Here is a 26,434-nt window from a genome sequence, read left to right as displayed (position 1 = left end):
AAGGGGCGCGAAATATAGCGAAGTCGATTGCGGAGTACAAGCGTTTCGTTTGAAGGCCGCCGATCGATCGGCCTGGCATGGCGTCTTCGGTGTGTGCACTGGCGCGGAATACGCCGACGGCAGGGACCGTCTCCCCAACCCCGGATGACGCCATCGCGGCGGCGCCGATACCGCTATACTCGACCGTTCCCTGACTCGAGCCGGTACCGCCGTTGCGGCGGCGCCCTGTTGCCGCACGATGCAGTTCGACTCCTTCACCTTCCTGCTGTTCTTCGCCATCGTCCTCCTCGTCTACAACGCGGTGGGCGCGTGGTCGTGGCGCAAGAACGTGCTGCTGGTGGCCAGCTACGCGTTCTATGCCGCCTGGAATCCGCCGTTCCTTCTGCTGCTGGCCGGTTCGACGACACTGGACTGGTGGATCGCCCGGCGCATCGATGCGCAGGAGGATCCCCGTCGCCGGCGCACCTGGCTGGTCCTGACGCTGCTGCTCAACTTCGGTGTGCTCGGCTATTTCAAGTACAGCGGGTTCCTGCTCGACAACCTCGCGCAACTGCTGGCGGTCGTCGGCATCACGTACAAGCCGCCGCCGCTGGGCATCATCCTGCCGATCGGTATCTCGTTCTACACGTTTCACTCGGTCTCGTACTGCATTGACGTGTACCGGCGCAAATTCGCGCCGACCGGAAACTGGCGCGACTACGCGCTCTACGTGGCGTTCTTTCCTCAGCTGGTTGCCGGCCCGATCGTGCGCTGGACCCAGATGCGTGACCAGATCGAAACGGCGCGCCGCTCGACCGTGGAAGGCCTTGGCCTGGGGCTGTCACTCCTGGTGATCGGCCTGTTCCAGAAGGTCGCCCTGGCCGATGCGGTGTTCGCGCCCGTCGCCGATGCCCTGTTCAAGACGCCTACCGAGGCGGGCACTGCGGATGCCTGGATCGGCCTGCTCGCCTTCAGCGGCCAGATCTTCTGCGACTTCGCCGGCTATTCCACGTGCGCCATCGGTGCGGCTCTGGCGCTGGGCTTTTCGCTGCCGATCAATTTCCGCAGTCCCTATGCGGCCATCGGATTCTCGGATTTCTGGCGCCGCTGGCACATCTCCCTGTCGAGCTGGCTGCGTGACTACCTCTACGTGTCCCTGGGCGGCAATCGCGGCGGCCGATGGCGGACCTACCGCAACCTGATGCTGACGATGCTGATCGGCGGCCTGTGGCACGGCGCAGCCTGGACCTTCGTCATCTGGGGCGGCCTCCACGGCCTGTTCCTGGCGCTGGAGCGCGCCTTGCGTGAAACCTGGTTCGCGCGTTACGACGACGGCGCACTGGCGCGCTTTGCCTATGGCATGGTGACGCTGCTGGGCGCCGTCTACGCCTGGCTGTGGTTCCGAGCCGGCAGCCTGCAGACCGGCTGGGAACTGCATCACCGCCTGTTCAGTCCTTTCGGCGCCATCGCGGATGCGTTGACGACACGTCCGGCGCAGCACCTGGCTCTGCTGGTATTTGTCGCGGTCGTCGCCGTCCAATGGCTGATGCGCGAACGCGACCTGCAGCGCGTGGTCGCCACGCTGCCGGCTGTCGTCCGCGGCGTCGTCCTGGGGCTGATGCTCTGGATCATCCTGCTTTCGCCGGGAGACAACCATGCCTTCATCTACTTCCAGTTCTGAGCCTGCCCGCGGCGGACACTGGTTGCTGAGCGGCGTGGTGACGCTGCTGGTGGCAGCCGGCCTTACGCTTGCTGTCGAACGCTACTGGCGTGGAAAAGACTACCGGCCGGGCCTTCTCGATTCCCCCCAGCTCTGGTCGATCCAGCGCGACCGCGTATACGATGATGAGCGCATCCCGCTGGTACTGCTGGGCGCATCCCGCATCGAGTTCAGCGTGGACATGCCGCTGCTCGCTCAGCTGCTGCCGCGCTACAAGCCCGTCATGCTGGCCATCAACGCGCACAATCCGCTGGCAACCCTGCGCGACCTGGCCTACGACGAGAAATTCAAGGGCGTCATCCTCTGCGACGTCGACGCCCGCGGCATGACGCGCCGCTACTGGGAGATGCAGGCGGCGCACAACACCTACTACCGCACCCAGTGGAACCTTTCCTGGCGCGTGCACCGACTGCTGCTGAATGTGTGGCAGCGCCATGCCGTCGTTGCCAACCCGGATTTCGGCGCTGCCGCGACTGCCAAGCGCTGGCTGTCCAACGGCCCTGCCCCGTTCAAGGGCTACCACGTCTTTCGGCGCGACCGCAGCGGCGACATCCATTTCGACCAGACCGACGTCAAGGCACTGACGGCGCATTTCGAGCAGGACCTCAACAACAGCCTGTTCACCAAGGCACTTGAGACACCCGAGGAATGGCTGGCCCCCTTGGCCGAAGTCAACGACTGGGTACGCCGCATCCAGCAGCGCGGCGGCAAGGTGATCTTCTACGAGACACCCACGGCCGGAACGCTGCGCAAGATGGCGCAGATGTCCTATCCGCGCAGCCTGTACTGGGACCGTTTCGCCGCCACCACACCGGCAGCAACGCTGCACTATGCCGACGTACCGGCACTCGAAGCCGCGCCACTACCTGACCAATCGCATTCGGACTACCGCGACAAGCCCCAATACACGCGCGACCTGGTCGATGCGCTGGTCCAGCGCGGGCTACTGGAGCGATAGCAACCGCATGAGCATCAGGCGCCCATCAGTCCTTGGCTGCGGGCGCGGTGGATTTCATCGCGCAGGCGCGCCGCCTCTTCGAACTCCAGGTCCTGGGCGTGCTTATACATCTGCGCCTCGAGTTTCTTGATGCGCGCGGCGATCTGTTCCGGCGTCAGCGTGGCGTAGTCGGCAACCGTATCGGCCACCTTGCGCTCGCCCTTGCCACGTCCGCCCGCCGCACGCGTCTTCTCGGCCGCCGGTTCCGGGCGCGCGCCCTCCATGATGTCGGTGATCTTGCGCACCACCGAGCGCGGCGTAATTCCATTAGCCTCGTTGTAGGCGACCTGGCGCGCACGGCGACGTTCCGTTTCTTCCATCGCCGCCTTCATCGACGCGGTGATCTTGTCCGCGTAGAGGATCGCCTTGCCGCGCAGGTTGCGCGCGGCGCGCCCAATCGTCTGGATCAGCGAACCGGTGGAACGCAGGAAACCCTCCTTGTCCGCGTCGAGGATCGCGACGAGGGAAACCTCGGGCATGTCCAGCCCTTCGCGGAGCAGGTTGATGCCCACGAGCACGTCAAACCGCCCCAGGCGCAGGTCACGGATGATCTCCACGCGCTCCACGGTTTCGATGTCCGAGTGCAGGTAGCGCACGCGCACGCCGTGATCGCCGAGGTATTCGGTCAGGTTTTCGGCCATGCGCTTGGTCAGGGTGGTCACCAGGACGCGGTCGCCCATGGCAACGCGTTCGCGAACCTCGCCCAGGAGATCGTCCACCTGGGTGCGCACGGGCCGGATCTCCACTTCCGGATCGACCAGCCCTGTCGGACGAACGACCAGTTCGACCGTGCTGTCTTTCGTCCGCTCCAGCTCGTACTTCGCCGGAGTAGCCGAGACGAACACCGTCCGCGGCTCGCGCTGCTCCCATTCCTCGAAACGCAGCGGACGGTTGTCCAGCGCCGACGGCAGGCGGAATCCGAACTCGACCAGGGTCTCCTTGCGCGACCGGTCGCCCTTGTACATGGCACCCAGCTGCGGCACGGTGACATGCGATTCATCCATCACCAGCAACGCGTCGGGCGGAAGGTAATCAAACAGCGTCGGCGGCGGCTCCCCGGTGCCCGGCCGGTAAGGTGCCGCGAGTAGTTCTCGATACCCTGGCAGTAGCCGATCTCGACCATCATCTCCAGGTCGAACTGGGTCCGCTGTTGCAGCCGTTGCGCCTCGAGCAGCTTGTTCTGCTTGTACAGCTCGTCGAGGCGCTCGCGCAGTTCTTCCTTGATCGTATCCACGGCACGCAGGACGCTCGCACGCGTGGTCGCGTAGTGCGTCTTCGGATACACGGTGAAGCGCGGCACGCGCCGCAGCACGGCGCCGGTCAGTGGATCGAAGATGCTCAGGTTTTCGATGTCGCCATCGAACAACTCGATGCGCAAGGCCTCGGTTTCGCTTTCAGCGGGGAACACATCGATGACTTCGCCGCGCACGCGATAGGTGCCGCGTCGCAGCTCGTAGTCGCCACGCGTGTACTGCAGTTCGGTGAGGTGACGGATGAGCTCGCGCTGGTCCGTGTGCTCGCCGCGCATCAGGTGCATGCGCATCTGCAGGTACTGGTCCGGATCGCCCAGGCCATAGATCGCCGACACGGTCGCGACAATCAGCGCGTCTTTGCGCGAGAGCAAGGCCTTCGTGGCCGACAGGCGCATCTGCTCGATGTGATCGTTGATCGAGGAATCTTTCTCGATGTACGTGTCGCTGGACGGAACGTAGGCTTCCGGCTGGTAGTAGTCGTAGTAACTGACGAAATACTCGACGGCGTTGTGCGGGAAGAACTCCTTGAACTCGCCATAGAGCTGCGCCGCCAGCGTCTTGTTCGGTGCCATCACCAGCGTGGGCTTCTGCACCTGCTGGATGAGATTGGCGATGGTGTAGGTCTTGCCCGAACCGGTGACGCCCAGCAGTGTCTGGTGGGCAAGGCCCGCGTTGAACCCTTCAACGAGCCGCGCGATCGCGTTGGGCTGGTCACCCGCGGGCTGGTACGGCGCCACCAGCTGGAATTGATCGGTCATACGGCCTCCACGGATCGAACGCTATAGGTAACGGCAATACGCCGGTGATTCAATCGGCCAATCGTCTTACCGACCCGGAGCCTGGCGAACTCCGCCGCGAACCGTGATGCCAGGGTGGCGCCCGACGGCGGCTCGGACGTTTCCGATGCGTCATTGGGCGCTTTCCCAGCAGTCAACGCGCCGTTGCGCCCTGACCAGCACGCAGCCGGCCCGCTAGCCTGTGCATTCCATGCAAGGGAATGCCGCGATGAATGCCATCCACCGCCAGCACGGCGCCGGGCTGCTCGAACTGGTCATGACGCTCCTGATCTGCGCCGTCACGCTCACGCTCGCCTGGCCACAATTCGCCGGCGTCATCGCCGACACGCGCATGGCCGACGCGCGCAACCGTTTCACCACGGCATTGGCGCAGGCGCGCCTCACCGCCCAGGCGCATGCGGTCAACGTCATCTTCTGCGCCGACGATGGCAGCGGGCAGTGCGCACGCAGCCCACGCTGGAGCGGATCCTGGATCCACTACGCAGACCGCAACCGCAACGAGCTCCGCGACGCCGACGAGCCACTGGCCGGCGTGGAACCCGCTCCGGCTACGGTCCGTGTCGCACTTTCCGACGGCCGCCAGCGCATCCGGTTACTGCGCGATGGATCGAGTCCCGGCAGCAATACACGCATCACGTTCTGCGATGCACGCGGAGCAGCGCACGCAACGGCGCTGGTGATAAACAATATGGGGCGTACGCGCCGGCTCGCGGCAGAAGCAGCGGGATTCGCGCTGGCCTGTACGCCGTGACGATCCGCAAGGCCGCAATCCGGAAAACAGAAAGGGCCCGCATTGCTGCAGGCCCCTTCTTTTTATCTGGCTCCCCGAGACGGACTCGAACCGCCGACCCAGTGATTAACAGTCACTTGCTCTACCGACTGAGCTATCGGGGAATGTGAGGCGCGGGATTTTGCCGATCTGACCCTACCTCGTCAAGCCTTTTCTTATTCTTTTTTCCCCTGGCCCCGGGCACGGATCCGTCAAAGTCCGTCCACGGCACCGGTCACGCATCCCCGCGCGGGTCGTCAATCGACGACCACGCGATAACACGGCTTGTAGGCGCTGCCGCCGGGCAGCTTCATGCGGTGCTGCTCGACGAAGCTGTGCAGCAATGCATCGAGCGAACGCATGATCTCGAGCTCGCCGTGGATCTCGAACAGGCCGTGCTGCTCGATGGCGCGAATGCCCTCTTCCTTGACGTTACCGGCGACGATGCCCGAGAAGGCCCGGCGCAGGTCCGCGGCAAGACGATGCGCGGGCTGGTCGCGATGCAGCTTCAATCCCGCCATGTTTTCGTGGGTCGGACGGAACGGTACCTGGAACTCGTGCTGGATGCGCAGCGCCCAGTTGAAGAAGAAGGCGTCTTTGGAATCCAGCCGGTAGTCGCGCACCTTGTCGATGCCCTTGACCATCAGGCGCGCCACTTCGGCCGGGTCATCCACGACGATCGCATAGCGCCGGGACACTTCATCGCCCAGGCTCAGGCGCAGGAAGCGGTCGATCTGTTCGAAATACGCCGCCGATTCGCGCGGACCGGTGAAGATCAGCGGGAACGGGATGCTCGCGTTCTCCGGATGCAGCAGGATGCCCAGGAGGTAGAGGATTTCCTCGGCGGTACCCACACCGCCAGGGAACACGATGATGCCGTGACCGACACGGACAAACGCCTCGAGGCGCTTTTCGATGTCGGGCATGATGATGAGGTGATTCACTGAGGGATTGGGCGATTCGGCCGCGATGATGCCCGGCTCGGTGATACCGATGTAGCGGTTGGATTTACGCCGCTGCTTTCCGTGGCCAATGATCGCGCCTTTCATCGGGCCTTTCATGGCACCGGGGCCGCAGCCCGTCACGATGTCCAGTCCACGCAGGCCGAGCTGATACCCCACCTGCTTGGTGTATTCGTATTCGTGCCGCGCGATGGAATGGCCGCCCCAGCACACGACCAGGTTCGGATCAGCATGCGGGCGCAGCACGCGGGCGTTGCGCAGGATTTCGAACACCGAATGTGTGATGCCGGAGGAATCTTCCAGATCGAAGCCGCCGGCTTCCATTTGCGTGGCAACGTATACAATGTCGCGAACCACCGCGAACAGCAGTTCGTTCACGCCGCGGATGATGCGGCCGTCCACGAAAGCCTGGGCTGGTGCGTTCTGCAATTCCAGCTTGATGCCGCGATCCTGTTGCAGCACCTGGATATCGAAGTCCGGATACCGGTCGAGCAGCGCGCGCGCATCGTCGGTCTCCACCCCCTGGGTCAGCACGGCCAGCGCGCAGCGGCGCAGCAAGGCGTGCAGGCCACGCTGGGAAGCGTCACGCAGGCGGGTCACTTCGTTGCGCGACAGTACATCCAGGCCGGCGGCCGGCGAAATGCGCGCCGAGACGGTGTGGGGTCGCAGAGCAGTTTTACTGAGTTGATTCATGAGGTTCCGTCGACTTCCGCCGACAGGCACGCAGGGCGTCCTGGCGACTTGAGCTAAGCGACCGGCAGTGAGGGATTCGCGCGAATCGCGCACGACTCACGGCCAGAGTGGTTGCGGGACGCCGTGTCCCGCGCCCGTCAAGGGCGACGAATGGGGCCATCAAGCATTCCGGAAGCGTACGTCGAGGTCAAGTTCCTTGAAAGCAACGGCTTCCGCGCACGCGGCCCGCCTGATCCAGCCCCGTACGGACCCAGCCATTTATTGTTACAGATCAATTAGCTATCACGCATGACCCGGCCAATCGCCCGATCGGAGTGACCGCTTGTTCGCTCGCGATACAGCAAAGTAGGCAAGTAGCCACGCCTATGCGCGCAGCCTGACCTCGCGGCCAGACGGAAGTCGCATCGCCGGTCTGCCGCGCAGGCAACGAGCGCAATCGCTGCCGGCGCCCGCATTTTTTATGCCCGGAAATGAAAAAAGCCCCTTTCGGGGCTTTTTTCACACCACAGCAGTGGAGCGGATTCCCGCTCCACCAGAGACTGCATCAGAACGTGTAGCGCACACCCATCTGGATCGCCCAGCGCGACTCACCGGTGTTGTCCTTGGTGATCATGCTGTTGGCGGCGGTCGGGTAACGGTAGATGTACTTGCCCGTCGTCGGATCCACGCCGCCGAACTGCGCGACGCCCAGGCTCTGGCCACCATTGGCGCGGAACGGCGCTTCGTCGATGTGGCCCCACTTCTTGTTGAGCAGGTTGGTGAAGTTCAGGATGTCGACCCAGAACTCACCCTTGTTGCCTTCGAAGAAGCCCGGCAGTTCCTGAGAGAAGCGCAGGTCGATCTGGTTGATCCACTTGCTGCGGGCGCCATTGCGGCTGACGACCTGGCCGCGGCGGCTGTTCAGGTACTCGTTGCTCTGGATGTAGTTCCAAAAGTTCGTGGCCTGGGTCGCATCGGCGATGATCACGTCGTTGGCATCGACCGGCACGTAGAACAGGTCGTTGCCCGAGTTTCCGTCGCCGTTGGCGTCGTTGGTGAAGGTGTAGCTGAACGGACGACCCGCGCGGCCTTCATAGAACGCCGACATCGTGGTGTTGTAGTCGCCGAACAGCGACTTGCGCCAGCTCAGGGCCGCGGTGAAGCGCTGCTGGATCTCGGCGGCGCCGGTCGTGGCCAGGTTCTCGTTGGCGTTGTAGACCGCCAGCGAGTTCCAGTTCGACAGGGCGACGGACGAGGAACCGACGTTGGCTTCCGAGGCGTTGCCATAGGAATAACCCAGGCGCGCCGACCAGTTGTCGTTGAACGGCTTTTCAAGGCCCAGCGTGAGGTTGCTGGCCTTGCCTTCGTGCGTGTTGCGCAGAAGGATGACGTCGCCGAAGCGCGTGTTCGCCCCGGAACGGGAGCCGGACGCCGTATTGATGTTGCGCCAGAAGGCATCACGACCATCCGGCAGCTTTCCGGTCGGCGCACCGAGATTCAGGTGCGAGAACTGCACGGCGTCGCGGACGTCCAGGTACAGGTATTCCGCCGAACCGATCAGGCCCCAGAACGGCAGCTCGTGATCGAACGCCAGGGCGAACTTCCACACCGACGGCGCATGGAAATTCGGCGAGGTCAGCGACAGCGTCTGGCGCGGGTTGGCGTTGGCGGTCGGCTGGTTGAACGGATCCGGCGTGAAGTTCGTGCCGGGCTGGTTGGTCTGGTAGGTCGTGAACAGCAGGCCGGTGTTGCTGTACGAGTTCGACAGCCATACACCCGGGTTGCTGCCCTGGAACAGACCGATACCACCACGCAGCTGCGTGGAGCGCTCGGTGTCGAAGGTGTAGTTGAAGCCCAGGCGCGGCTGCCACACGCGACGACCATCGATGGTGGCGTCGTTGCGGTAGTTGAACACCGGCTCCACGGCCGCGTTGTAGGTCGGCTCGTCACCCGTCATGAACTGGTCCATGCGGATGCCGTACTTGATCGACAGGTTCGGCGTCGCCTGCCAGGTGTCCTGGACGAACAGGCCGAACTGCGCCAGCGCCCAGTCAGCGGCCGCGTTACGCGCATCGCCGCCGATGGGCACGTTCAGCTGAAACGCGTTGCCGCCAATCAGGCCACCTGAGAAACCAGAGGGAATCGGCGAGTAGCGGCCGGCTTCGAAATCATCGATGCTGGCAAACGCGTAGTTGCCGTAGAAATCCTGCAGGAACAGGTTGAACGTGTCGTTCTTCTTGTAATCCGCGCCGAATTTGATCGTGTGGTCACCCACGAACCAGTCGCCGGCCCAGTAGAAGTTCCACGTGTCGACGTCGAGCGCATTGGCCTGGCGCGAACGCTCGGTGCCCAGGAAGACGCTGGTGTTGGCCGCACCCTCGGTGCCGGCCACGGCAATGTGCATCGCCGGCAGCTGCGAATACGTCGGCGACGCATTGGCGTACTTGCTGAACGACAGCGAGGTTTCGGTCGAGAAGTTCTCGGACCAGTCGTCGTACAGGTTCACGACGTAGTTTTCGAAGTCGTAGGTCTTGTCGTACCACCAGGACGACAGCGAGACCTGACCACCGGTCAGGCGCTCGAGCACCGGAACGGTCGATTCGATCTTGTTGTAGCGGAAGCTGGCGCGATGGTAATCGTTGATGTTCCAGTCGAACTTGGCGAGGTACTTCTTGTCCGACAGGTCGCCGCCCGGGTTGAGCGTGCCCGGATCAAAGCCCCACTTGGTCTTGGCGATGCTGATGATGCGATCGAGCTGGGCCTGGGTGACGCCCGCTTCGTTGGTCGCACCCGAGCCGCGCACGCCGACGTCCGGCGCCACGTCCGTACGCTCGTATTCTTCGTAGTTCAGGAAGAAGAACAGCGTGTCCTTGATGATCGGACCGCCAAAGGTCATGCCCTTGTTGGTCTGCTTGCTGAAGCCGGTGAAGGCGACGCCCTGCTCGTTCTCGCCGATCAGGTCGGGATCACGGTAGGTGAAGTAGACCGACCCCTTGAAGTCGTTCGTGCCGGACTTGGTCACCGCGTTGATCGACGCGCCGACGGCGCGCGAATTGGTGACGTCGAAGTCGGCCGTGGAAATGTTGAATTCTTCAATCGTATCGATCGAGATCGGCTGCGTGCCACCCTGCGACGGCAGGCCGGTGGCTTCCAGGCCGAATTCGTCGTTGGTGGAAACGGCGTCGATCTTGATGTTGTTGTAGCGCGAGTTCTGGCCGGCGGCCGAGATTTCACCGCGCTCCTTGTCGGTCTGCGTGATGCGCGGGTCGAGGCGGACATAGTCCTGGATCGAGCGCGAGATCGACGGGAACGACTGGATCTGCTGGTTGCTGACGTTGGTCGTCAGGCCCTTGTTGTCAGCCAGGAACACGGTCGAGGCCGCAGTGGCGGTCACTTCGACGGCTTCCAGGGTGGACGCTTCGGCGCCCATGGTCAGGTCAACCGTGGTGTCCTCGGCGAGCTTGAGGAACACGTCCTTCTTCTCGACCTTGGCCATGCCGCTCTTTTCGGCATCAACGATGAACGGACCGCCGACGCGCAGGCCGCGCGCATTGAAGCGGCCATCGGCATCGGTCGTGACGGACTTGGTGGTATTCGACGGAACGTGGACGATTTCCACGGTCGCACCGGCGACGGGGTTGCCGGAACTGTCGGTGATTCGGCCCGACATGGCGGCAGAAGTGTTCTGCGCGAAGGTCGGCGTGGAGGCCAACAGCGAGGCGAGCATCAGCGGGAGGACTCGTACACGGAGTCGCTTATTCATCGTTTCACCCTTTGGTAGCTTCAATTGTTACAGTCGTTGGTCATGCGAAAGCCGCGCGACGATGTTCCCCATCGTCCGCGCGACCTGATAACCCAAGTGTTGCCACGGAGCCGGACCTCGCGAGTCCGTACGCGAGCGGATCCATTAACATGAGTTTAACAGCAATGGATGACCGAAATGTAAAGCGGCTATCGCTTATTGGCTTGACGCATCCGGGTCACTGAGATATCGCGCGCGCTTGGCCGGCTTCAGCCGCGTCAGGTCCAGCCGGATAAGGCCATCGACGCAGCCGCCGAACTGCGGATCCACCCCGAAAGCCAGGAAACGCACGCCGTCGGGCTCGCACAGGTCGACGTATTGGCGGTACAGCGTCGGGATGGCGCTGTCGGCGGTCGCCAGCTGCTGCTTGAGCAGGGACAGCGCCCCCTTGGCGTCCAGCCCGTCGAGGGCGGCATCCGCCTCGCGGGCGACAGCGGGGCTGACCTGGAAGGGGTTGCGGGCGCGGGCCAGCTGTTCCGGATCCTGGAAGAAGCGGCCGTGGGTGTGGACGATCAGCTCCCGTACTGCCTGGGGCAGTGTCGCCGAGAGACTGACGGGCCCGAACAGGTAGCGCACCTGGGGGCGCTTGCGCAGGTAGGCGCCAATGCCCTGCCAGAGGTAGTCCAGGCTGCGCGAGCCCCAATAGGCCGGCTGGATGAAGCTGCGCCCCAGCTCGACCGCGTCCTTGAGAAATTCCTGGGCCTGCGGCGCATAGTCGAACAGGGTCGCCGAATAGAGCCCCGGAATACCGCGGTTCGCAACGATGGTGCCGGCCTCGCCCAGCCGGTAGGCACCCACGATGGCGAGCGATTCCTCGTCCCACAGCACCAGGTGACGGTAGTACGTATCGAAGGCATCGAGGTCACGCCGGTTTCCCGTGCCCTCGCCGACCTTGCGGAACACGACTTCGCGCAGCCGCCCGACTTCGCGCATGACCGGACAATCCGGTTGCGAATCGATCAGCAGGATGCGCTTGCCGTCGGTGGTCTGGCCAAGAATCTCGGCGCGATCGCGCAAGGCGCGCCGCACCGCCAGCGGTGACTCCGGGTGGGCGATCGCAGTGGACGTCGTGAAGACATTGGGACGTCGCTTCGCCAGCTGGTAGACGTGACGGCGCATCCCCTTGGCGACGTAATCCGGCGTTTCGTTGTCACGCTCAAGCTCGCTCACCGGCACCAGCTGGCCGACATTGATGCCGATCCGTTCGCCGCGCATGCCGAACATCTCCCGGGCGAGCAGCAGCGCGGAGAGCGGCTTGGCGAGCAGGGAGATGCCGTAGAACATCGCCGAATTGTGCGCATTGATATGCACGGGAAGTACCGGCACGCCGGTCTTGCGCGCCATGCGGACAAAGCCCGATGACCAGCGCCCGTCGCGCACGCCGTTGGGACGCACGCGCGAGACTTCGCCCGAGGGAAAAACGATCAGCGCCTGCCCCGCTTCCAGCGCGCGATACGCCTCACGCATGCCACCGGAACCCGCGCCGTCGCCGCCGAACACGTTGATCGGCAGCAGCAGCGTGTTGAGCGGCGAGAGTTGCATCAGCACGTCATTGGCCAGGATACGGACATCGCGCCGCACGCTTCCGACCAGATGCAGCAGGCACAGCGCATCGACAGCGCCGAGCGGATGATTCGAGACAATGACAACGCCGCCGTCAACCGGAATGTTCTCCCGATCGGTATTGGCAACGCTGTAGCTCACATCGAGCAAATCCAGCGCCTGCTCGACGAATTCAAAGCCCGTGTGGTTGGCCAGCGCCGACAACGTGGCGTTGATTCGCTCTTCGCAGGTGATCTTGCGCAACAGATCGACGACCGGTTGCGAAAAACTGCGCGCGACGCCTTCGGCCAGCCGCGGAAACTTCTCGTACAGGCTGCGTTCGACGCTGATCACGGGGGTGCTCTCCATACGGACCGTAGCGATGCTCGGCCCGGCATGTTACAGGCGTTTGAATAGAGTCCGGTATCGGACGGGCGCACCGCCGGACTGCGCCGCCGCGCCGTTCGGTGCAAAGCCGCGCTGAGGCCGGCTGCCGCAAACGGAAACCACTGGACAGGCGCCGGGTTAGCGCAATTACTTCTGCGACGAGTCATCCGTCGTGGTCATCCGGCCGGCGGCGCCACGCGCAGGTACGTCGCTATGCCATCGAGGAACATCTGCACGGACAGCGCGACCAGGATCATTCCCATCAGGCGCTCGAGCGCCGTCAGCACGCTGTCGCCCAGCACCTTGTAGAGGAAGGTGGCCGACCACAGGATCGCCGCCGTGGCGCCCCAGGCGGCAAACAGCGCGACCGCCCATTGCATCATGCGTCCGGGCTGGGTGTTGGTCAGCAGCAGTAACGCGGCCATCGCCGAAGGCCCGGCGACACCGGGTATCGCCATCGGGACGATAAACGGCTCGCCCTGGCCCGTGCCGCCGAAGATGCCGCCTTCCTTGGGTGGAAACACCATCTTCACGCCGATCAGGAACAGGATGATGCCACCGGCAATGCTGATCGACTCCTGGCGCAGCTGCAGCAGCTTCAGGATGTATTGGCCGCCGAACAGGAAGGCGAACAACACCGCCAGCGCGATCAACAGTTCGCGCAGCAGCACGTAGCGTCGCCGCTCCGGCGACACGCCCTTGAGCAGGCTGAGGAAAACGGGAATGTTGCCGATCGGGTCCATGATCAGGAACAACAGGATTCCCGCCGACAAGGTGCTCATCTGAGCGTCCATCGTTGCCCCCCATGCAATGGCCCGGCAGTGTACGGTGGCGCGCCGGCCGCGCAACCACCGCCACCGGATGGCGGCATTCAGCCGGCGCGCAGGTCCAGCGTCTGGCCCCGGGATGCAGCACCGTCGGCACAGAGCAGATAGACCACGGCGGGCGCAAATTCGGACGGCTCCGGCCGGTCCATCGTGTTCTCGCCGAAATACCCCATGCGGCGCAGGGCGGTGCGCATCGGCGGTGGCAACAGGCCGTGGATCCGGACCGGCGAGTTTTCGGTTTCGTCGTGGAGAATGGAGACCAACCCGGCCAATGCGGCCTTGGCCACGCCGTAAGCGCCCCAGAACGAGCGGCTCACGCGCGACGGATCATCGTGCACGAACACGACGCTGGCGTCGGATTGCTGCTGCAGCAGCGGCAGCACCGCCTGGGTGAGCAGGAACGGGCCGTTCAGATTGACCTGCAGGCTGCGCATCCACTCTTCCGGCTTGATTTCCACTGCCGGTTGCAACCCGGTGAAATGCGCCGCCGCGTGCACGACGCCCTGCAGACCACCGCATTCGCGTGCGATGGTGTCGGCCAGGTCTTCATAGTCGCGCGGCGTGGCGCCTTCGAGATTGAGCGGATAGATCGCCGGCGTCGGCGCACCGAGGGCTTCGATTTCGTCGTAGAGCTTTTCCAGGCCGCTCACCTTGCGGCCTAGCAGGACGATCGTCGCCCCGGCGGCCGCGCAGGCCAGTGCGCTGGCGCGGCCCAGGCCGCCCGTTGCGCCGGTGATGAGCACGGTCCGGCCGGCAAGCGCGCCGGGGGCAGGCGTCCAGCCTGCGGGAAGCGTCGCCATGTCAGGCTTTCCGCGTGTCGCGCACCATGCGCTCGAGCTCACCTGACTCGTACAGTTCCAGCGTGATATCACAACCGCCGATCAGCTCGCCGTTGATGAACAGCTGGGGAAAGGTCGGCCAGTTCGAATAGCGCGGCAGGTTGGCGCGGATCTCCGGATCCTCCAGGACGTTCACCGAGACGTACTCGGCATTGACCATCTTCAGCGCCTGCGCGGTGCGGCTGGAAAAGCCGCACATCGGAAACTGCGGCGTACCCTTCATGAACAGCACGATGGGGCTGGATTCCACCGTGGTTTTGATGCGCTCCAGAACGTCCATTCCTTGCCTCAATGTAATGCCGGCGCCGTATGCGCCCGATCGCGCATTGTACCAGCCGCCGCCGTGACCCAAGCGGTGCCGCAGCCTTCGTGCGGCACAACGCCCCACGGAGGCGGGCCGGATACCTATAATCGAGGATCCCAGCCCATCAGCAAGGAGTAGCCCCCAATGGCGATCGAACTGCCCGCGCTTCCGTATGCCCGCGACGCCCTCGCACCGCACATCTCGGCCGAGACCATCGACTTTCACTACGGCAAGCACCACCAGACCTACGTGACCAATCTGAACAACCAGATCAAGGGCACGGAGTTCGAAAACCTCGGACTGGAGGAGATCATCAAGAAGTCCTCCGGCGGCATGTTCAACAACGCCGCACAGGTGTGGAACCACACGTTCTACTGGAACTGCCTCAAGCCCAACGGCGGCGGCGAGCCCACCGGCAAGCTGGCTGACGCGATCAACCAGGCCTTCGGCTCGTTTGCGGCCTTCAAGGAACAGTTCACCAATACGGCGCTGACCACCTTTGGCTCGGGCTGGGCCTGGCTGGTACAGCGTCCGGATGGCTCGCTGGCCCTGGTGAGCACCTCCAATGCCGCCACGCCGCTGACCGGCAGCGACCGCGCCCTGCTCACCTGCGACGTATGGGAACACGCCTACTACGTCGACTACCGCAACGCCCGCCCGAAGTACGTCGAGGCGTTCTGGAACCTGGTCAACTGGGATTTCGTCGCCGCACAGATGGCGTAAGCGCACCGCCTGTCCGCAAAACGAAAAAGCCGCCTCTCCCGGCGGCTTTTTCGTGCAGTCATCAGGCGCGTTTCAGGACATCGAGCACCGGCGCCGCCTGCGTCTCACGCCCCAGTTCCCGGGCCACCCGTTCGAGCCGCTCCGCCATTTCCTCGCGCGTCATGGCGCACAGCGTTGCATGTCCGACTTTTCGACCGTCGCGCGGTTCTTTGCCGTAGTCGTGCCAGTGGGCGCGCGCTTCGGCCAGCACCGGCCGGGCCGGCGGCATCGTGCCGATCCAGTTGAACATCACGCTCAGGCCCAGGGCCGATGTATCGCCCAGCGGCAGCCCCAGGACTGCACGGACGTGATTTTCGAACTGGCTGGAGGGTGCGCCCTCGATCGTCCAGTGACCGGAGTTGTGCACGCGCGGCGCCATCTCGTTGCCGAGCAGCCGCCCGTCGTGGACGAACAGCTCCAGCGCAAACGTACCGACGTAGTCCAGGCGCTCGGCCAGCTTCCTCGCCAGCGCAAAGGCCTGGGGCGCCAGGGCCTCCGAATCGGGGGCCGGCGCGAGGCTCATCGACAGAATGCCGTCGGCGTGCCAGTTCTGGGTCAGCGGATAGGCGCGGAACTCGCCTTCACGCGAGCGTACGGCCACTACCGACACCTCGCGCTCGAACGGTACGAAGGCCTCGAGGATCAGCGGCACGCGGCCCAGCGCCTGCCATGCCGGCGCGATATCCGCGGCGGAACGGATGCGGAATTGGCCTTTGCCGTCGTAACCGAGCCGGCGGGTCTTCAGGACCGCCGGGTAACCAATGGATTCCAGGGCCTTTTCCAGGTCGGACTGACTGTCGACGGCGGCAAAGGCCGGGGTGTCGAGGCCAACTTCCCTGAACAGGGTTTTCTCGGCCAGACGGTCCTGTGCAATGGCCAGGGCCTGGGGATTGGGGAAGACCCGCGTATGGTCGGTCAGCCACTGGGCCGTTTCGGCCGGCACGTTCTCGAAATCGAAGGTGGCGACGTCAATCCGACGCGCAAACTCCTCCAGCGCGTCAAAATCACGCCAGTCCGCCTTCAACAGTGGCGCCACCTGGCTGGCGCAGGCGTCGGCAACGCTGTCGACCACCAGGAAGCGCACACCCAGCGGGGCGCCCGCCAAAGCCAACATCCGGGCCAGCTGGCCCCCGCCGAGAATACCTACGGTCGTCATGGCTGGCGTGGATCCGCATTGTCGAGAACGGTCTGGGTCTGGGTGGCCCGGTAATCGGCCAGTGCCTGGGCAATCGACGGATGCGTCGGAGCCAGCATGGCCGCCGCGAACAGCGCCGTGTTGACGGCACCGGCGCGACCGATGGCGAACGTGGCGACGGGAATACCGGCCGGCATCTGCACGATCGACAGTAGCGAGTCCATGCCGTTGAGCGCATGCGACTGTACGGGCACGCCCAATACCGGGACGCTCGTTTTCGCCGCCAGCATCCCGGGAAGATGGGCCGCCCCCCTGCGCCGGCGATGATGGCGCGCAATCCGCGGCCGGCAGCCTGCTCGGCGTACTGGAACAGCAGGTCGGGGGTCCGGTGCGCCGAGACCACTTTCACCTCATGGGGAACGCCAAGACGGGTCAGCGTCTCCGCGGCGTGCTGCATCGTCTCCCAGTCGGAACGGGAGCCCATCACCACGCCGACAACGGCGTTTCCCGCGGGCTCGCCTGCGCTCGCCATGCTCATTGGTCCGCCTTCGCAAAAGGGTTATTGTAGTAGCAAATGCAAGAGAGGAATGCGCAGTGGATAAGCGCCTGCTAGACGTACTGTGCTGTCCGGTTTCCAAGACCCCCGTCACTCCCTTGAGCCGCGCCCAGCTCGATGCCCTCAACGCCGCCATTGCGGGCGGCCAGGTCGCCAGTGTCGCTGGCGAGAAAATAGGCACACCCTTTGCTGCGGGTCTGATAACGACGGACGGTAAGGTGATCTATCGGATCGACGACGATATTCCAGTCATGCTGGCCGATGAGGCGATTGGCACGACGCAATTGACGGGATTTCCCAGCGCGTCAAAATTGTGACGCCCGTCACACTAAAAACGTGACCGGTTTCTGATCCTTGCCCTGTACCGCCCGCTTGCCGAGAACGCGAAGTCATGCGGCCTATGAGTTCCAACGACAACAATCCGAAAGTGGTCGACCTCAACCAGCGCAGCGCAGCGGCGACCCTCGGCGAGCGCCCGGCTGAAACGCTGGGGCAGGTCCGTACGCATGCGCTCAAGCGCCTGACCGCGCTGGCAACCACGCTGTTCGAGAACGCCGACGACGCCCTTTTCGACCTGGCCAGCAAGGCTGACAGCAATGCGGTGCAGGCCGAGTACTTCGACGGCATGCGCGAGGTGCGCAAGAAGCGCCAGCAGATCGAATTGCGGTTCCAGGAGCAGCTGGCTCGCCAGTTCGTCGATTTCATGGCGGGTCGCCAGCCCAACGCCCTCAAGAGCGAAGGCGGCGAGTTGTCGTTGTCGCTGGTCGACAACCAGGAACTGGAAGAATCGCTGGCGGTAGCCAGCATGGTCGCCAAAACCGAAAACCGTCTCCAGCGGGTTCTGTTCGCCGTCAACCAGCGGCTTTCCGCCCTGACCAACCAGCGCGTGGAGGACGCCAACAGCCCGGTCGGCCCGACTGCTGTCGGCCAGGCCTTCCGCACGGCGAGCAGCGAACTGGAAATGGGGCTGCCGGTCCGCCTGATCATTTACAAGCTGTTCGACCGCTATGTCATGGGCGGACTCGACCAGTTCTACGACGAACTCAATGCCTTGCTGGTGCACGCCGGCGTGCTGCCGCAGATGCGCTCCAGCGTGGCGCGCCGCCCCGGCGCCCCTGCCGGTCCCGCGGCCACCCCGGGTACTCCCGGCGCACCCCGGCCGGGCACGCCCGGCGTTCCGGGCATGCCACAAACCCCGGCCGAGATGGCCGCCGAAGCGGCTGTCGGCGGCTACATGCCGGTCGATGCCGCTGCCGCGGAAATGCAGGCCAACCTGTACAGCTCGCTGCGGGCGCTGCTCGCCACGCGTCGACACGATACGAACGAAGGCCCGATGGGCCTGCCGGGCGGCTACGTGCCGCTGACCTACAACCCCAATGTCACGCCGCTCAATCCGACCGAACTGCTCTCGGCCCTGACGATCCTCCAGAACCAGGCGCTGAGCATGCAGAGCGCCGCCGAGACCGCGCAGCTCGCGATCAAGATGAAGGAGGAGCTGCTGGGCCAGGCCGGAAAGCTGCGCGGCGAGAACGGCGCCAATGTTTCCAGCGCCGACGAGGACACCATCGACCTCGTTGGCATGTTATTCGAGTACATCCTGCAGGACCGCAATCTTCCGGCGCAGATGCAGGCAATGCTCGGGCGCCTGCAGATTCCCTTCCTCAAGGTGGCGCTGCTCGACAAGCATCTCTTCGCCCGCCGCACGCATCCGGCCCGCGTGCTGCTCGACAGCCTCGCGCACGCCTGCGTGGGGTGGTCGGAGGAATCCGACCGCGACCGCCGCCTGCAGGACAAAGTGCGCGAAGTGGTCGAGTCGCTGCTGAAGGATTTTGAAGACGACCTGGGCATCTTTGATCGTCTGCGCATCGACTTCGAAGCCTTTGTCGAAGCCAACAAGCGGCGCGCAGACCTCGCCGAGCAACGCGCGAGCGAAGCCACCCGCGGCCGCGAGAAACTGCTCGAAGCGCGTCGCACGGCGGCGCGCGAAGTGATGCAGCGGATTGAAAGCCGGGAACTGCCGGATCTCATCCGCAACCTGCTGTCGCGCCCCTGGGCCAACTATCTCGTGCTGGTGCTGCTGCGCCAGGGCGATACGTCGGACGAATGGCGCCATGCGCTGCGTTTCGCCGACGAGCTGGTGTGGAGCGTGCAGCCCAAGTCCAGCGCCGCCGAACGCGAGCGGCTTCACGCACTGCTGCCGCAGCTGGAGAAAACGCTGCGACACGGGCTTGCGACTGTCGCCTTCGACGAGAACGACGTTCGCAAGCTGATGCAGCAGCTGAATGTCGTCTACCAGGCCCTGCTCCATCCGACCGATCCCGGCGGCGTGAGCGAAGTGCCGACGCTGGAGTTGACCGATCCGCTGCCGATGGTCAGCCAGGACGGCGCGGACAACGTCATGAGCGCGATCGAAGAGGAACCGCCGCCGCTGCACCCGGCCGAACAGGTCGATGAGCAGTGGACGAACGCGGTACGTGAGCTCAAGGTCGGCACCTGGATCGAATTCACCGACGAGCAGGGTGCCAAGGAGCGCGCGAAGCTTTCCTGGATCAGCCCGATCAGCTCGAAGTACCTCTTCGTCAACCGCAAGGGACTGAAGGTCGCCGACCGCACTGCGCTGCAACTGGCCTCGGACCTGGCCAGTGCCCGCGTGGTGATTCTTGAGGAAGTGCCGCTCTTCGATCGCGCGCTCGATGCGATCGTCGAACGACTCAAGAGCGCTCATGCCGCCAAGTCCCCTGCTGCCGCGCAGCAGGCTGCCACCTGACCCCGACGATCCGCAGGACGCGATGAATTCCACTTTTCAGCTGCCCGAGGCGGCGGCCATCCGGGCGGACGTGCAGCGCGCGCTGGACGAGGACATCGGCAGCGGCGACGCCACCGCGCAGCTGCTGCCGGACACCGTCAATGCCGAAGCCTTCGTGATCACCCGCGAAGAAGCCATTCTCTGCGGTCAGGCGTGGTTCGATGCCTGCTTCCGGGCGCTCGATCCGGCCGTGGTCATCCAGTGGCACGCGTCCGATGGCGACCGCCTTCTTCCGAACCAGAAATTCGTTTCCTTGCGCGGCAATGCGCGCGCCCTCGTCAGCGGCGAGCGTTGCGCACTGAATTTCGTACAGACCCTTTCCGCGACAGCCACCGTCACGGCGCGCCATGTCGCCGCTGTCGAAGGGACACGGACGCGCATCCTGGATACGCGCAAGACCATCCCGGGCCTGCGCCTCGCGCAGAAGTACGCCGTGCGCTGCGGCGGCGGATGGAATCATCGCATCGGCTTGTTCGATGCCATTCTCATCAAGGAAAACCACATTGCGGCGGCCGGCTCGCTCGCGGCCGCGGTCCGCGCCGCGCGCTCGCACTTCCCGGATCTCCTGCTCGAAGTGGAAGTGGAGAATTTTGACGAATTACACCAGGCACTCGCCTGCGGCGTCGACCGCATCATGCTCGATGAATTCTCCGACGACGACCTCTGCCGCGCGGTCGCCGACGTCGCCGGCCGCGTACCGCTGGAGGTTTCCGGCGGCGTGAGCCTCGAACGCGTACGCGCGATCGCGCAGACCGGTGTCGACTTCATCTCGATCGGCGCGCTGACCAAGCACGTGCGCGCGATCGATCTCTCGATGCGGGTCGCTGTTGGCTTGTGATCGTGCGCCGATGACGCACTGCCGCCGATCGTCCTGAGCGTCTGGCGCAACAGCGAGATCCAGTGCGGAACGCCCGTACTGGACCTGCCAGGAACACACTTTCAGGCAATCGCGCTGCCGCTGGTCAGAACAGCCCGAAGAACTTCGCGGCACCGGCTGCGGCGGCCAACACCACCACGGCAACCCCGACCCACAACCCTGCCCCAGGGCCGGACTTCGGCTCAGGTGCCGGCGGTGGTGGTGCGGCGGCGGGCTTGTTCACTTCCATGCCCGGGGCCATCAGGAGAAAACGCACCGTATCCAGGCGCAATTCCTCCCCGGGCTTGATCACGCCGCTATGCACGCGCTTGTCGTTGATGAAGGTACCGTTGGCCGAGCCCATGTCTTCGACCATCACGCCGTCCGGCAACACCTGCAGCTTCGCGTGGTGACGCGAGATCTCGTCGCCGGGAATGCTGATGTCGCAGTCCTGCTGGCGACCGACCGTCATAGTGCCCACCAGGGCATACGTCTTACCGAACGTGGAACCGGACACCCCACGCAGCATGTATTTTGGCAAGGCTTGCCGGATGCGGGTGCGTCCGTCGGATTCCTCGCCCGTCCCGGTGGCCGGGCGCGGTGGCGGCGTCGGTGCAGCGCGCTCGGGAGGCGCCATCACCTGGCAGCCCACCTTGGCGAACAGCAGCAGGTCGCCGGGCTTGATCGCCATGTCCTGGGTGACCTGCCGGCCGTTGAGCACGACGACGTTGCGCGGATCAGGAACGCGCACCAGCGCCTGGCCGTTCCGCATGTGAATTTCCGCGTGACGCAGAGCGATTCCTGGCGCTGCAAGCACGATCGGACACTCCGCACTGGTCCCGATCGCGGTAATGCCTTCGCCCAGCGTAACCGGTTCGTGCTCGCCGTTCGGGAAAGTCAGCTTCATTCGATCCTGCCCCATGATCATGCTCTTGGAAGAGCTTGTAGTGGTCGCTCCGCCGACCCCCGGCGGAGAACGCACCGAGCTTAGGCGGCCCCGGACGCCTTGCGCAAGCGCGCGCGGGAGGCGATCGGGCGATCAACGCCCGCCAAGCTCGCGCGCGACGCGGAAGCCGACGTTATTGGACGCGACGTCCGATGCCACGGTGTCGGTGAACGCCACTGTCTCCTTGTCGGGCGGCGACATCCAGCTGCGGCCACGCATCCGGTGTTCACGACAGGATGTCGCGCCGGCCTGGCACGAATTGACCCATTCCCGCACGTTGCCGTCAACGTCGTAGAGCCCGTTGGCGATGGCCCCATAGCGGCCGACCGGCGACGTACCCGCGAAACCGTCTTCGCAGGCGGCGCCCGAGCGGGCTTCGAACGTGCTGTTGAATGCCGCGTCGGCCAGGTTGGCGGTGCTGCACGATGCGGGCTTCGCGTCGCGCGACAGCGCATCCCACTCGGCATTGGTCAGGAGCCGGTAGGTGTGTCCGCTGCGCTGGGACAACCACTGGGTGAACGCCACCGCCTGGTCCCAGCTGACGCAGACGACCGGATGGTTGTCTTCCTGCTGCACATCGGCATTCTGCCAATTGCGCTTTTTGGAACTTCGGAAGAAGGATTCGCGATCGCGGCAGGAGGGTTCCTTGGCGCCAAAGACCTTGGCACCGGCCGCGGTCCACCAGCGGCGGAACTCGCCGCGGGTGACTTCGTAGCGCCCGGCAGCGACTTTTGCGCCGGGAAGAACGACGAGCTCGGGGCCGGAACCGCCGTCATCGAGACGGTCGCGGAAAACAAAGCCCGCCGATCCGATCGACGGCAGCTTTTTCAACCCTTCCTGCGCAACGGCGTTTTTCGGATCGATGGCCAGCGCCTTCTCATAGGCCGCCTGCGCGGCCTCCTTGTCCCACGCCGCCGCGGCACGCTTGGCTTCATCGATGAAGGGGCCCGCCAGCGCCGCGCGCCGGTGGTTGACCTCGTCAGTGACGGGCTTGCTTTCGGGGGGCGCGAATGTCGCGATCTCGATCGCCTTCTCGAAGTGCGAACGGGCCAGTGCCAGGTCACCCGCCGTCGCGGCCTTGTTGCCCAGATTCAGGTAAGCGCGCGCGGTATCGGCAATACCTTGCTTGGCCCCCTTGTCCCGCGCATCAATGCGCAGGGCGAGTCGGAAACGGTCCAGTGCATTTCCGCCCGGCGGCGTCGAGTAACGCTGGGCCGTGAGGTCGCCCCGTCCCTGGCGGACCAGCTTGGCGACCGGGTCTTCGACGGTGGGCAGGCTGGCGAGGAAGGCGGCGTCGGTCATCGCCCCATTGGGCGCAGCCTCGATGCCATCGGCGGTTGGCACGTCCGCCGCGCCTTCCGGCGGCAAATCTGTCGGCAGCACGTCGGTCAGTGGAGCATCACCGGGCGGCACGGTGTCGGAAGGGACCGCCGCCAGAGCCGCCGCGAATGGCTCCGAAGTCACGGCCGGGTCCACCGGCGGCGCACTCGCAGGCGTGTCGACCGGTGCAGGCGGCGGAGTCGACGGGGTGGCTGTCGCCGGGACGGCCGGCGCCGCAGGGGTGGAGACCACACTTGCCGGCACCGGAGCCGTGGCAGCCATGTCGTCGGCCGGCGCCATCGGGCGCGTCAGGAGATAACCGACGGCGCCCAGCCCCAGTACGGCGACAGCACCGATTCCCAGCCACAAGCCCGTCTGCCGTGACGCGGCGGGTGCGGATTGCGCAGGTACTTGAGGTGGTTTTGCCGCCGCTGAGGGCTTTGCCGCCGATTTTGGCGCCGGAGGCGCCTTGGCGGCTGGCGCAGGCGCCCGGGAGGGATCTGCCTTTGCGGCCGCCGCCGGCGTAGGCGCGGCGGCCGGTGAACGCGTCACGACGGTTGCCTTGCCGTTCGGCTCGGGCAGTGTCTTGGGGGCCGGCAAGTCGGGCACACCGATGGTTTCCAGTGCCTCCGCAAACTGCTCCACGTCGGCAAACCGGTCTTTCGGGTCCTTCGCCAATGCCCGGTCGAAAAGGGGCTGCCAATGGGCGAATTTCGGCGGTAAGCGCGGGATCGGCTCGAAGACATGCGCATACGCGATGGCGAACCCGTCCGAGCCATCGAAGGGCGGGTGTCCGGTGAGCCCGTACCAGGCCAGCACGCCGAGGCTGTAGATGTCCGAACGGGTGTCGATATCGCCGCCGCGGGCCTGCTCGGGGCTCATGTAGTGACTGGTGCCCACCGAGAAACCGGCGCTGGTGATCCGTGTTGCCTGACTGGCGGCCAGGGCAATGCCGAAATCCGTCAGCACCGGATTGTTCGCCGAATCGAACAGGATGTTGCCGGGTGCAACGTCCCGGTGGACATAGCCGCGCTGGTGGGCGTAGGCCAGTGCCCGGGCCACACCCTGCAGGATCCGCTTGAGTTCGGCTTCGTCAAGGCCCCGGTGCACGCGGGCCACGAAATCGCCGTTGGCGAGGTACTGCATCGAGAAATAGTGCTGCTGGTTGGGTGTCACGCCGACATCGAACACCTGCACGATGTTCGGATGGGCCAGAGACGCCAGCGTGCGCGCTTCCTGCAGGAAGCGTCGCGTAAAGGTGGGATCGGCAGCCAGTGCGGGCGCCATTACCTTGAGCGCGACTTCGCGCTCCAGCGAGCTCTGTACGGCCAGATAGACGCTCGCCATGCCGCCCTGGCCAATTTCCCGCTTGATCTGGTATCCGACGATTTCGATCACGGCCTTGCACTCCCCTGTACTGCCGCTACCGCATGCGGGGGCATTGTATGAGGTGTGGCCGGGTGTGGGGTGAGAATCGATGCGCAGCCCCGGCCACGACTGTGCCAGGAATTGGCAACCCCCTGCCCGGTCGCCCCGTAACGGGCGGCTCGACACGTACCAGCCTCAGCCTGCATGGATGCTCCGGGAACGGCGAGGGCTTCGGAAGCGTGAGGTAATCGGATTTCGACGCCCCCGGGGGACACCGCCCACACGGCAAATCGCCGTGGGCAGCGTCGGGAAACGGTTGTGTTTGTAGGATCGCGGCACCACACTGCGGGGATGCTAAGTACCCTGTTCGTCTTCTTACTGGTCAGTTTCGCGGCATTGGTCTGGCAGGACGCCGTGCGCGCCCGGGACCGCGCCACGGCGATCACGCGCACCCTCTGCGAACGTGCCGGCTTGCAGTTTCTGGACCAGTCCGTGTCGCTCAAGCGCATGAGCCTGGTCCGCCAGTCGTCCGGGCGCCTGGGCTTGCGCCGCCAGTATGGATTTGACGTCAGCACGGACGGCAGTGACCGTCATCGCGGCAGCTTGCGGATCAATGGCGACCGGCTGGAGGATTTCACCCTGCCGGTTCGTCCGAGCGAGCCGGCAGTATGGTCGTCTCCGACCCTGCACTGATCCGCACGGGCCGGAAATTCTCCCACCACACCGGTGTGATCCGCGCTATTTGATGACGCGCAGATGCCCGCCCTTTTTTGCCGGGCTCTCGGGTTCGCTCCGGGTCGGCGATGGCGGCGACGGCGGGCTTTCTTCCGCCGGAAACATCATCCCCTGGCCGTTTTCCTGGGCATAGATCGCCAGGACGGCGCCGATGGGCACCTCGACCGTATGGCTGACGCCGCCGAAGCGGGCCAGGAAACGGATCCAGTCCTTGCCCAGGTCAAATGAGGCGACGGCGCGCGCCGCGACATTGAGCACGACACGGCCGTCCTTGGCCGCCTGGGGCGGCACCAGGACACCCGGCCAGGACGCATCGACCAGGAGGTAGGGCGTCAGTCCGTTGTCGCTGATCCAGTCATAGATGGCGCGAAGCAGGTACGGGCGATTGGAAGTCATGCCGGACGTACCGGCCTTGTCGTCAGTCACGCAGCAGTTTCTCGTCTGGGGTCAGGCTGCGCGCAAATCCCGGGTTGCGGAAAATACGTTCGCCGTAATCTTGGATGGCATGCGCCTCTTTCGGCAGGCTGACTCCGAGGCTGGACAAGCGCCAGATCAGCGGCGCCAACGCACAGTCTGCCAGACTCATCTCCGGGTTCAGAAAGAACTTCGACGCCTTGAACAATGGCAAAGCAGCCAGGATGTCGTCACGCAGGCGCTTTCGCGCCGCCTCGGCATTCTTGCTGTTGCCTGCGCATTGCTCCACGAGGGGCAACCAGTCCTTCTCGAGCCGCGCCACTGCCAACCTCAGCCGCGCCCGCGACAACGGGTCGATCGGCATCAATGGCGGGTGCGGATAGCGTTCGTCCAGGTACTCGGCCACTACGCCGGTCTCGTACAGGACAAGGTCGCGATCGATCAGGGTGGGAACCGAATGGTAGGGGTTGAGATCGATCAGGTCCTCCGGCGGCTTTGCCGGATCCACCAGCACCAGTTCGTAGGCAACGCCTTTCGCCGCGAGAATCAGGCGAATCCGATGGCAATGCACGCAATCACGAGCCGAATACAACGTCAGTACCGTGCGCGAACGTGTGCTCAAGGCCATGCCTCTCCCCCGCCACGATGAGCCGGCCCCCATCTGAGCCGTCTCGCGCGAATCTACT

General features: G+C 64.8%; 19 protein-coding genes, 1 tRNA gene and 2 pseudogenes. 8 read left to right on the top strand and 14 right to left on the bottom strand.

Annotation, left to right across the window (positions count from 1 at the left end; translation table 11 throughout):
- Positions 1-238 precede the first annotated feature (238 nt).
- Together N4264_RS07660 and N4264_RS07655 are read left to right on the top strand one after the other, a co-directional pair.
- Positions 239-1,660, top strand: a complete 1,422-nt coding sequence (locus N4264_RS07660; RefSeq protein ID WP_261696470.1) for an MBOAT family O-acyltransferase — start codon at positions 239-241, stop codon at positions 1,658-1,660.
- Entirely contained in the window at positions 1,635-2,657 is a 1,023-nt protein-coding gene (locus N4264_RS07655; RefSeq protein ID WP_261696469.1) for a hypothetical protein, read from the top strand. Before N4264_RS07660 ends, N4264_RS07655 begins: the two co-directional genes overlap by 26 nt.
- 14 nt (positions 2,658-2,671) lie before the next feature.
- On the opposite strand, the pseudogene uvrB reads toward N4264_RS07655, so the two are convergent.
- Positions 2,672-4,707: pseudogene (gene uvrB, locus N4264_RS07650) on the bottom strand (excinuclease ABC subunit UvrB).
- 247 nt (positions 4,708-4,954) lie between these two features.
- On the opposite strand from uvrB, the gene N4264_RS07645 reads away from it, so the two are divergent.
- Positions 4,955-5,497, top strand: coding sequence for a GspH/FimT family pseudopilin (locus N4264_RS07645; RefSeq protein ID WP_261696468.1), 543 nt, complete (start codon positions 4,955-4,957; stop codon positions 5,495-5,497).
- A gap of 67 nt (positions 5,498-5,564) precedes the next feature.
- Here the strand turns inward: N4264_RS07645 and N4264_RS07640 are convergent.
- The 7 genes from N4264_RS07640 to grxD form a co-directional block, all read right to left on the bottom strand.
- A tRNA-Asn gene (locus N4264_RS07640) sits at positions 5,565-5,640 on the bottom strand.
- Positions 5,641-5,772: 132 nt separating this feature from the next.
- Entirely contained in the window at positions 5,773-7,170 is a 1,398-nt protein-coding gene (ppnN, locus tag N4264_RS07635) for a nucleotide 5'-monophosphate nucleosidase PpnN (RefSeq protein WP_261696467.1), read from the bottom strand.
- Between the two features lie 544 nt (positions 7,171-7,714).
- Positions 7,715-10,912: a TonB-dependent receptor gene (locus tag N4264_RS07630; protein ID WP_261696466.1), complete on the bottom strand. Its 3,198-nt coding sequence runs from the start codon at positions 10,910-10,912 to the stop codon at positions 7,715-7,717.
- Between the two features lie 195 nt (positions 10,913-11,107).
- A complete protein-coding gene (gene olsF / locus N4264_RS07625) occupies positions 11,108-12,847 on the bottom strand; it encodes a bifunctional ornithine lipid synthase OlsF (protein ID WP_261696465.1) in 1,740 nt (579 codons plus the stop codon).
- Between the two features lie 209 nt (positions 12,848-13,056).
- Positions 13,057-13,662 (bottom strand): YhgN family NAAT transporter, encoded by a 606-nt coding sequence (locus N4264_RS07620; RefSeq protein WP_261696464.1) that lies wholly within the window; start codon positions 13,660-13,662, stop codon positions 13,057-13,059.
- An 89-nt stretch (positions 13,663-13,751) separates the two neighbouring features.
- Entirely contained in the window at positions 13,752-14,507 is a 756-nt protein-coding gene (locus N4264_RS07615; RefSeq protein WP_261696463.1) for an SDR family NAD(P)-dependent oxidoreductase, read from the bottom strand.
- Position 14,508: 1 nt separating this feature from the next.
- Positions 14,509-14,826 (bottom strand): Grx4 family monothiol glutaredoxin, encoded by a 318-nt coding sequence (gene grxD / locus N4264_RS07610; RefSeq protein WP_261696462.1) that lies wholly within the window; start codon positions 14,824-14,826, stop codon positions 14,509-14,511.
- Between the two features lie 168 nt (positions 14,827-14,994).
- Between grxD and sodB the strand changes: the two genes are divergently transcribed.
- A complete protein-coding gene (gene sodB, locus N4264_RS07605) occupies positions 14,995-15,573 on the top strand; it encodes a superoxide dismutase [Fe] (protein ID WP_261696461.1) in 579 nt (192 codons plus the stop codon).
- A gap of 61 nt (positions 15,574-15,634) precedes the next feature.
- Here sodB and N4264_RS07600 read toward each other — a convergent pair whose 3' ends face one another.
- Together N4264_RS07600 and purE are read right to left on the bottom strand one after the other, a co-directional pair.
- Positions 15,635-16,768 (bottom strand): 5-(carboxyamino)imidazole ribonucleotide synthase, encoded by a 1,134-nt coding sequence (locus N4264_RS07600; RefSeq protein WP_261696460.1) that lies wholly within the window; start codon positions 16,766-16,768, stop codon positions 15,635-15,637.
- Positions 16,765-17,279, bottom strand: a pseudogene (gene purE / locus N4264_RS07595) (5-(carboxyamino)imidazole ribonucleotide mutase). Before purE ends, N4264_RS07600 begins: the two are co-directional and overlap by 4 nt.
- A gap of 62 nt (positions 17,280-17,341) precedes the next feature.
- On the opposite strand from purE, the gene N4264_RS07590 reads away from it, so the two are divergent.
- The 3 genes from N4264_RS07590 (at position 17,342) to nadC (ending at position 20,947) form a co-directional block, all read left to right on the top strand.
- On the top strand, positions 17,342-17,620 hold the full coding sequence (locus N4264_RS07590) for a Trm112 family protein (RefSeq protein WP_261696459.1): 279 nt from the start codon (positions 17,342-17,344) through the stop codon (positions 17,618-17,620).
- A gap of 83 nt (positions 17,621-17,703) precedes the next feature.
- A complete protein-coding gene (locus N4264_RS07585) occupies positions 17,704-20,070 on the top strand; it encodes a DUF1631 domain-containing protein (RefSeq protein WP_261696458.1) in 2,367 nt (788 codons plus the stop codon).
- Positions 20,071-20,092: 22 nt separating this feature from the next.
- Positions 20,093-20,947, top strand: coding sequence for a carboxylating nicotinate-nucleotide diphosphorylase (nadC, locus tag N4264_RS07580; RefSeq protein WP_261696457.1), 855 nt, complete (start codon positions 20,093-20,095; stop codon positions 20,945-20,947).
- A 124-nt stretch (positions 20,948-21,071) separates the two neighbouring features.
- Here the strand turns inward: nadC and N4264_RS07575 are convergent, their stop codons facing one another.
- Together N4264_RS07575 and N4264_RS07570 are read right to left on the bottom strand one after the other, a co-directional pair.
- A complete protein-coding gene (locus tag N4264_RS07575; protein ID WP_261696456.1) occupies positions 21,072-21,887 on the bottom strand; it encodes an FHA domain-containing protein in 816 nt (271 codons plus the stop codon).
- Positions 21,888-22,004: 117 nt separating this feature from the next.
- Positions 22,005-24,629 (bottom strand): bifunctional serine/threonine-protein kinase/formylglycine-generating enzyme family protein, encoded by a 2,625-nt coding sequence (locus N4264_RS07570; RefSeq protein WP_261696455.1) that lies wholly within the window; start codon positions 24,627-24,629, stop codon positions 22,005-22,007.
- Positions 24,630-24,950: 321 nt separating this feature from the next.
- Between N4264_RS07570 and N4264_RS07565 the strand changes: the two genes are divergently transcribed.
- A complete protein-coding gene (locus N4264_RS07565) occupies positions 24,951-25,292 on the top strand; it encodes a DUF3301 domain-containing protein (RefSeq protein WP_261696454.1) in 342 nt (113 codons plus the stop codon).
- A 45-nt stretch (positions 25,293-25,337) separates the two neighbouring features.
- Here N4264_RS07565 and N4264_RS07560 read toward each other — a convergent pair whose 3' ends face one another.
- Positions 25,338-25,730, bottom strand: a complete 393-nt coding sequence (locus N4264_RS07560) for a ClpXP protease specificity-enhancing factor (RefSeq protein WP_261697589.1) — start codon at positions 25,728-25,730, stop codon at positions 25,338-25,340.
- A 22-nt stretch (positions 25,731-25,752) separates the two neighbouring features.
- The gene (locus N4264_RS07555; protein ID WP_261696453.1) at positions 25,753-26,376 is read right to left on the bottom strand and encodes a glutathione S-transferase N-terminal domain-containing protein; all 624 of its coding nucleotides are present in this window, start codon (positions 26,374-26,376) and stop codon (positions 25,753-25,755) included.
- Between the last annotated feature and the right edge of the window lie 58 nt (positions 26,377-26,434).

The sequence above is a fragment of the Tahibacter amnicola genome (genome assembly GCF_025398735.1).
Classification (GTDB): Bacteria; Pseudomonadota; Gammaproteobacteria; order Xanthomonadales; family Rhodanobacteraceae; genus Tahibacter; species Tahibacter amnicola.
This window is presented reverse-complemented; position numbering and strand designations above follow the sequence as displayed.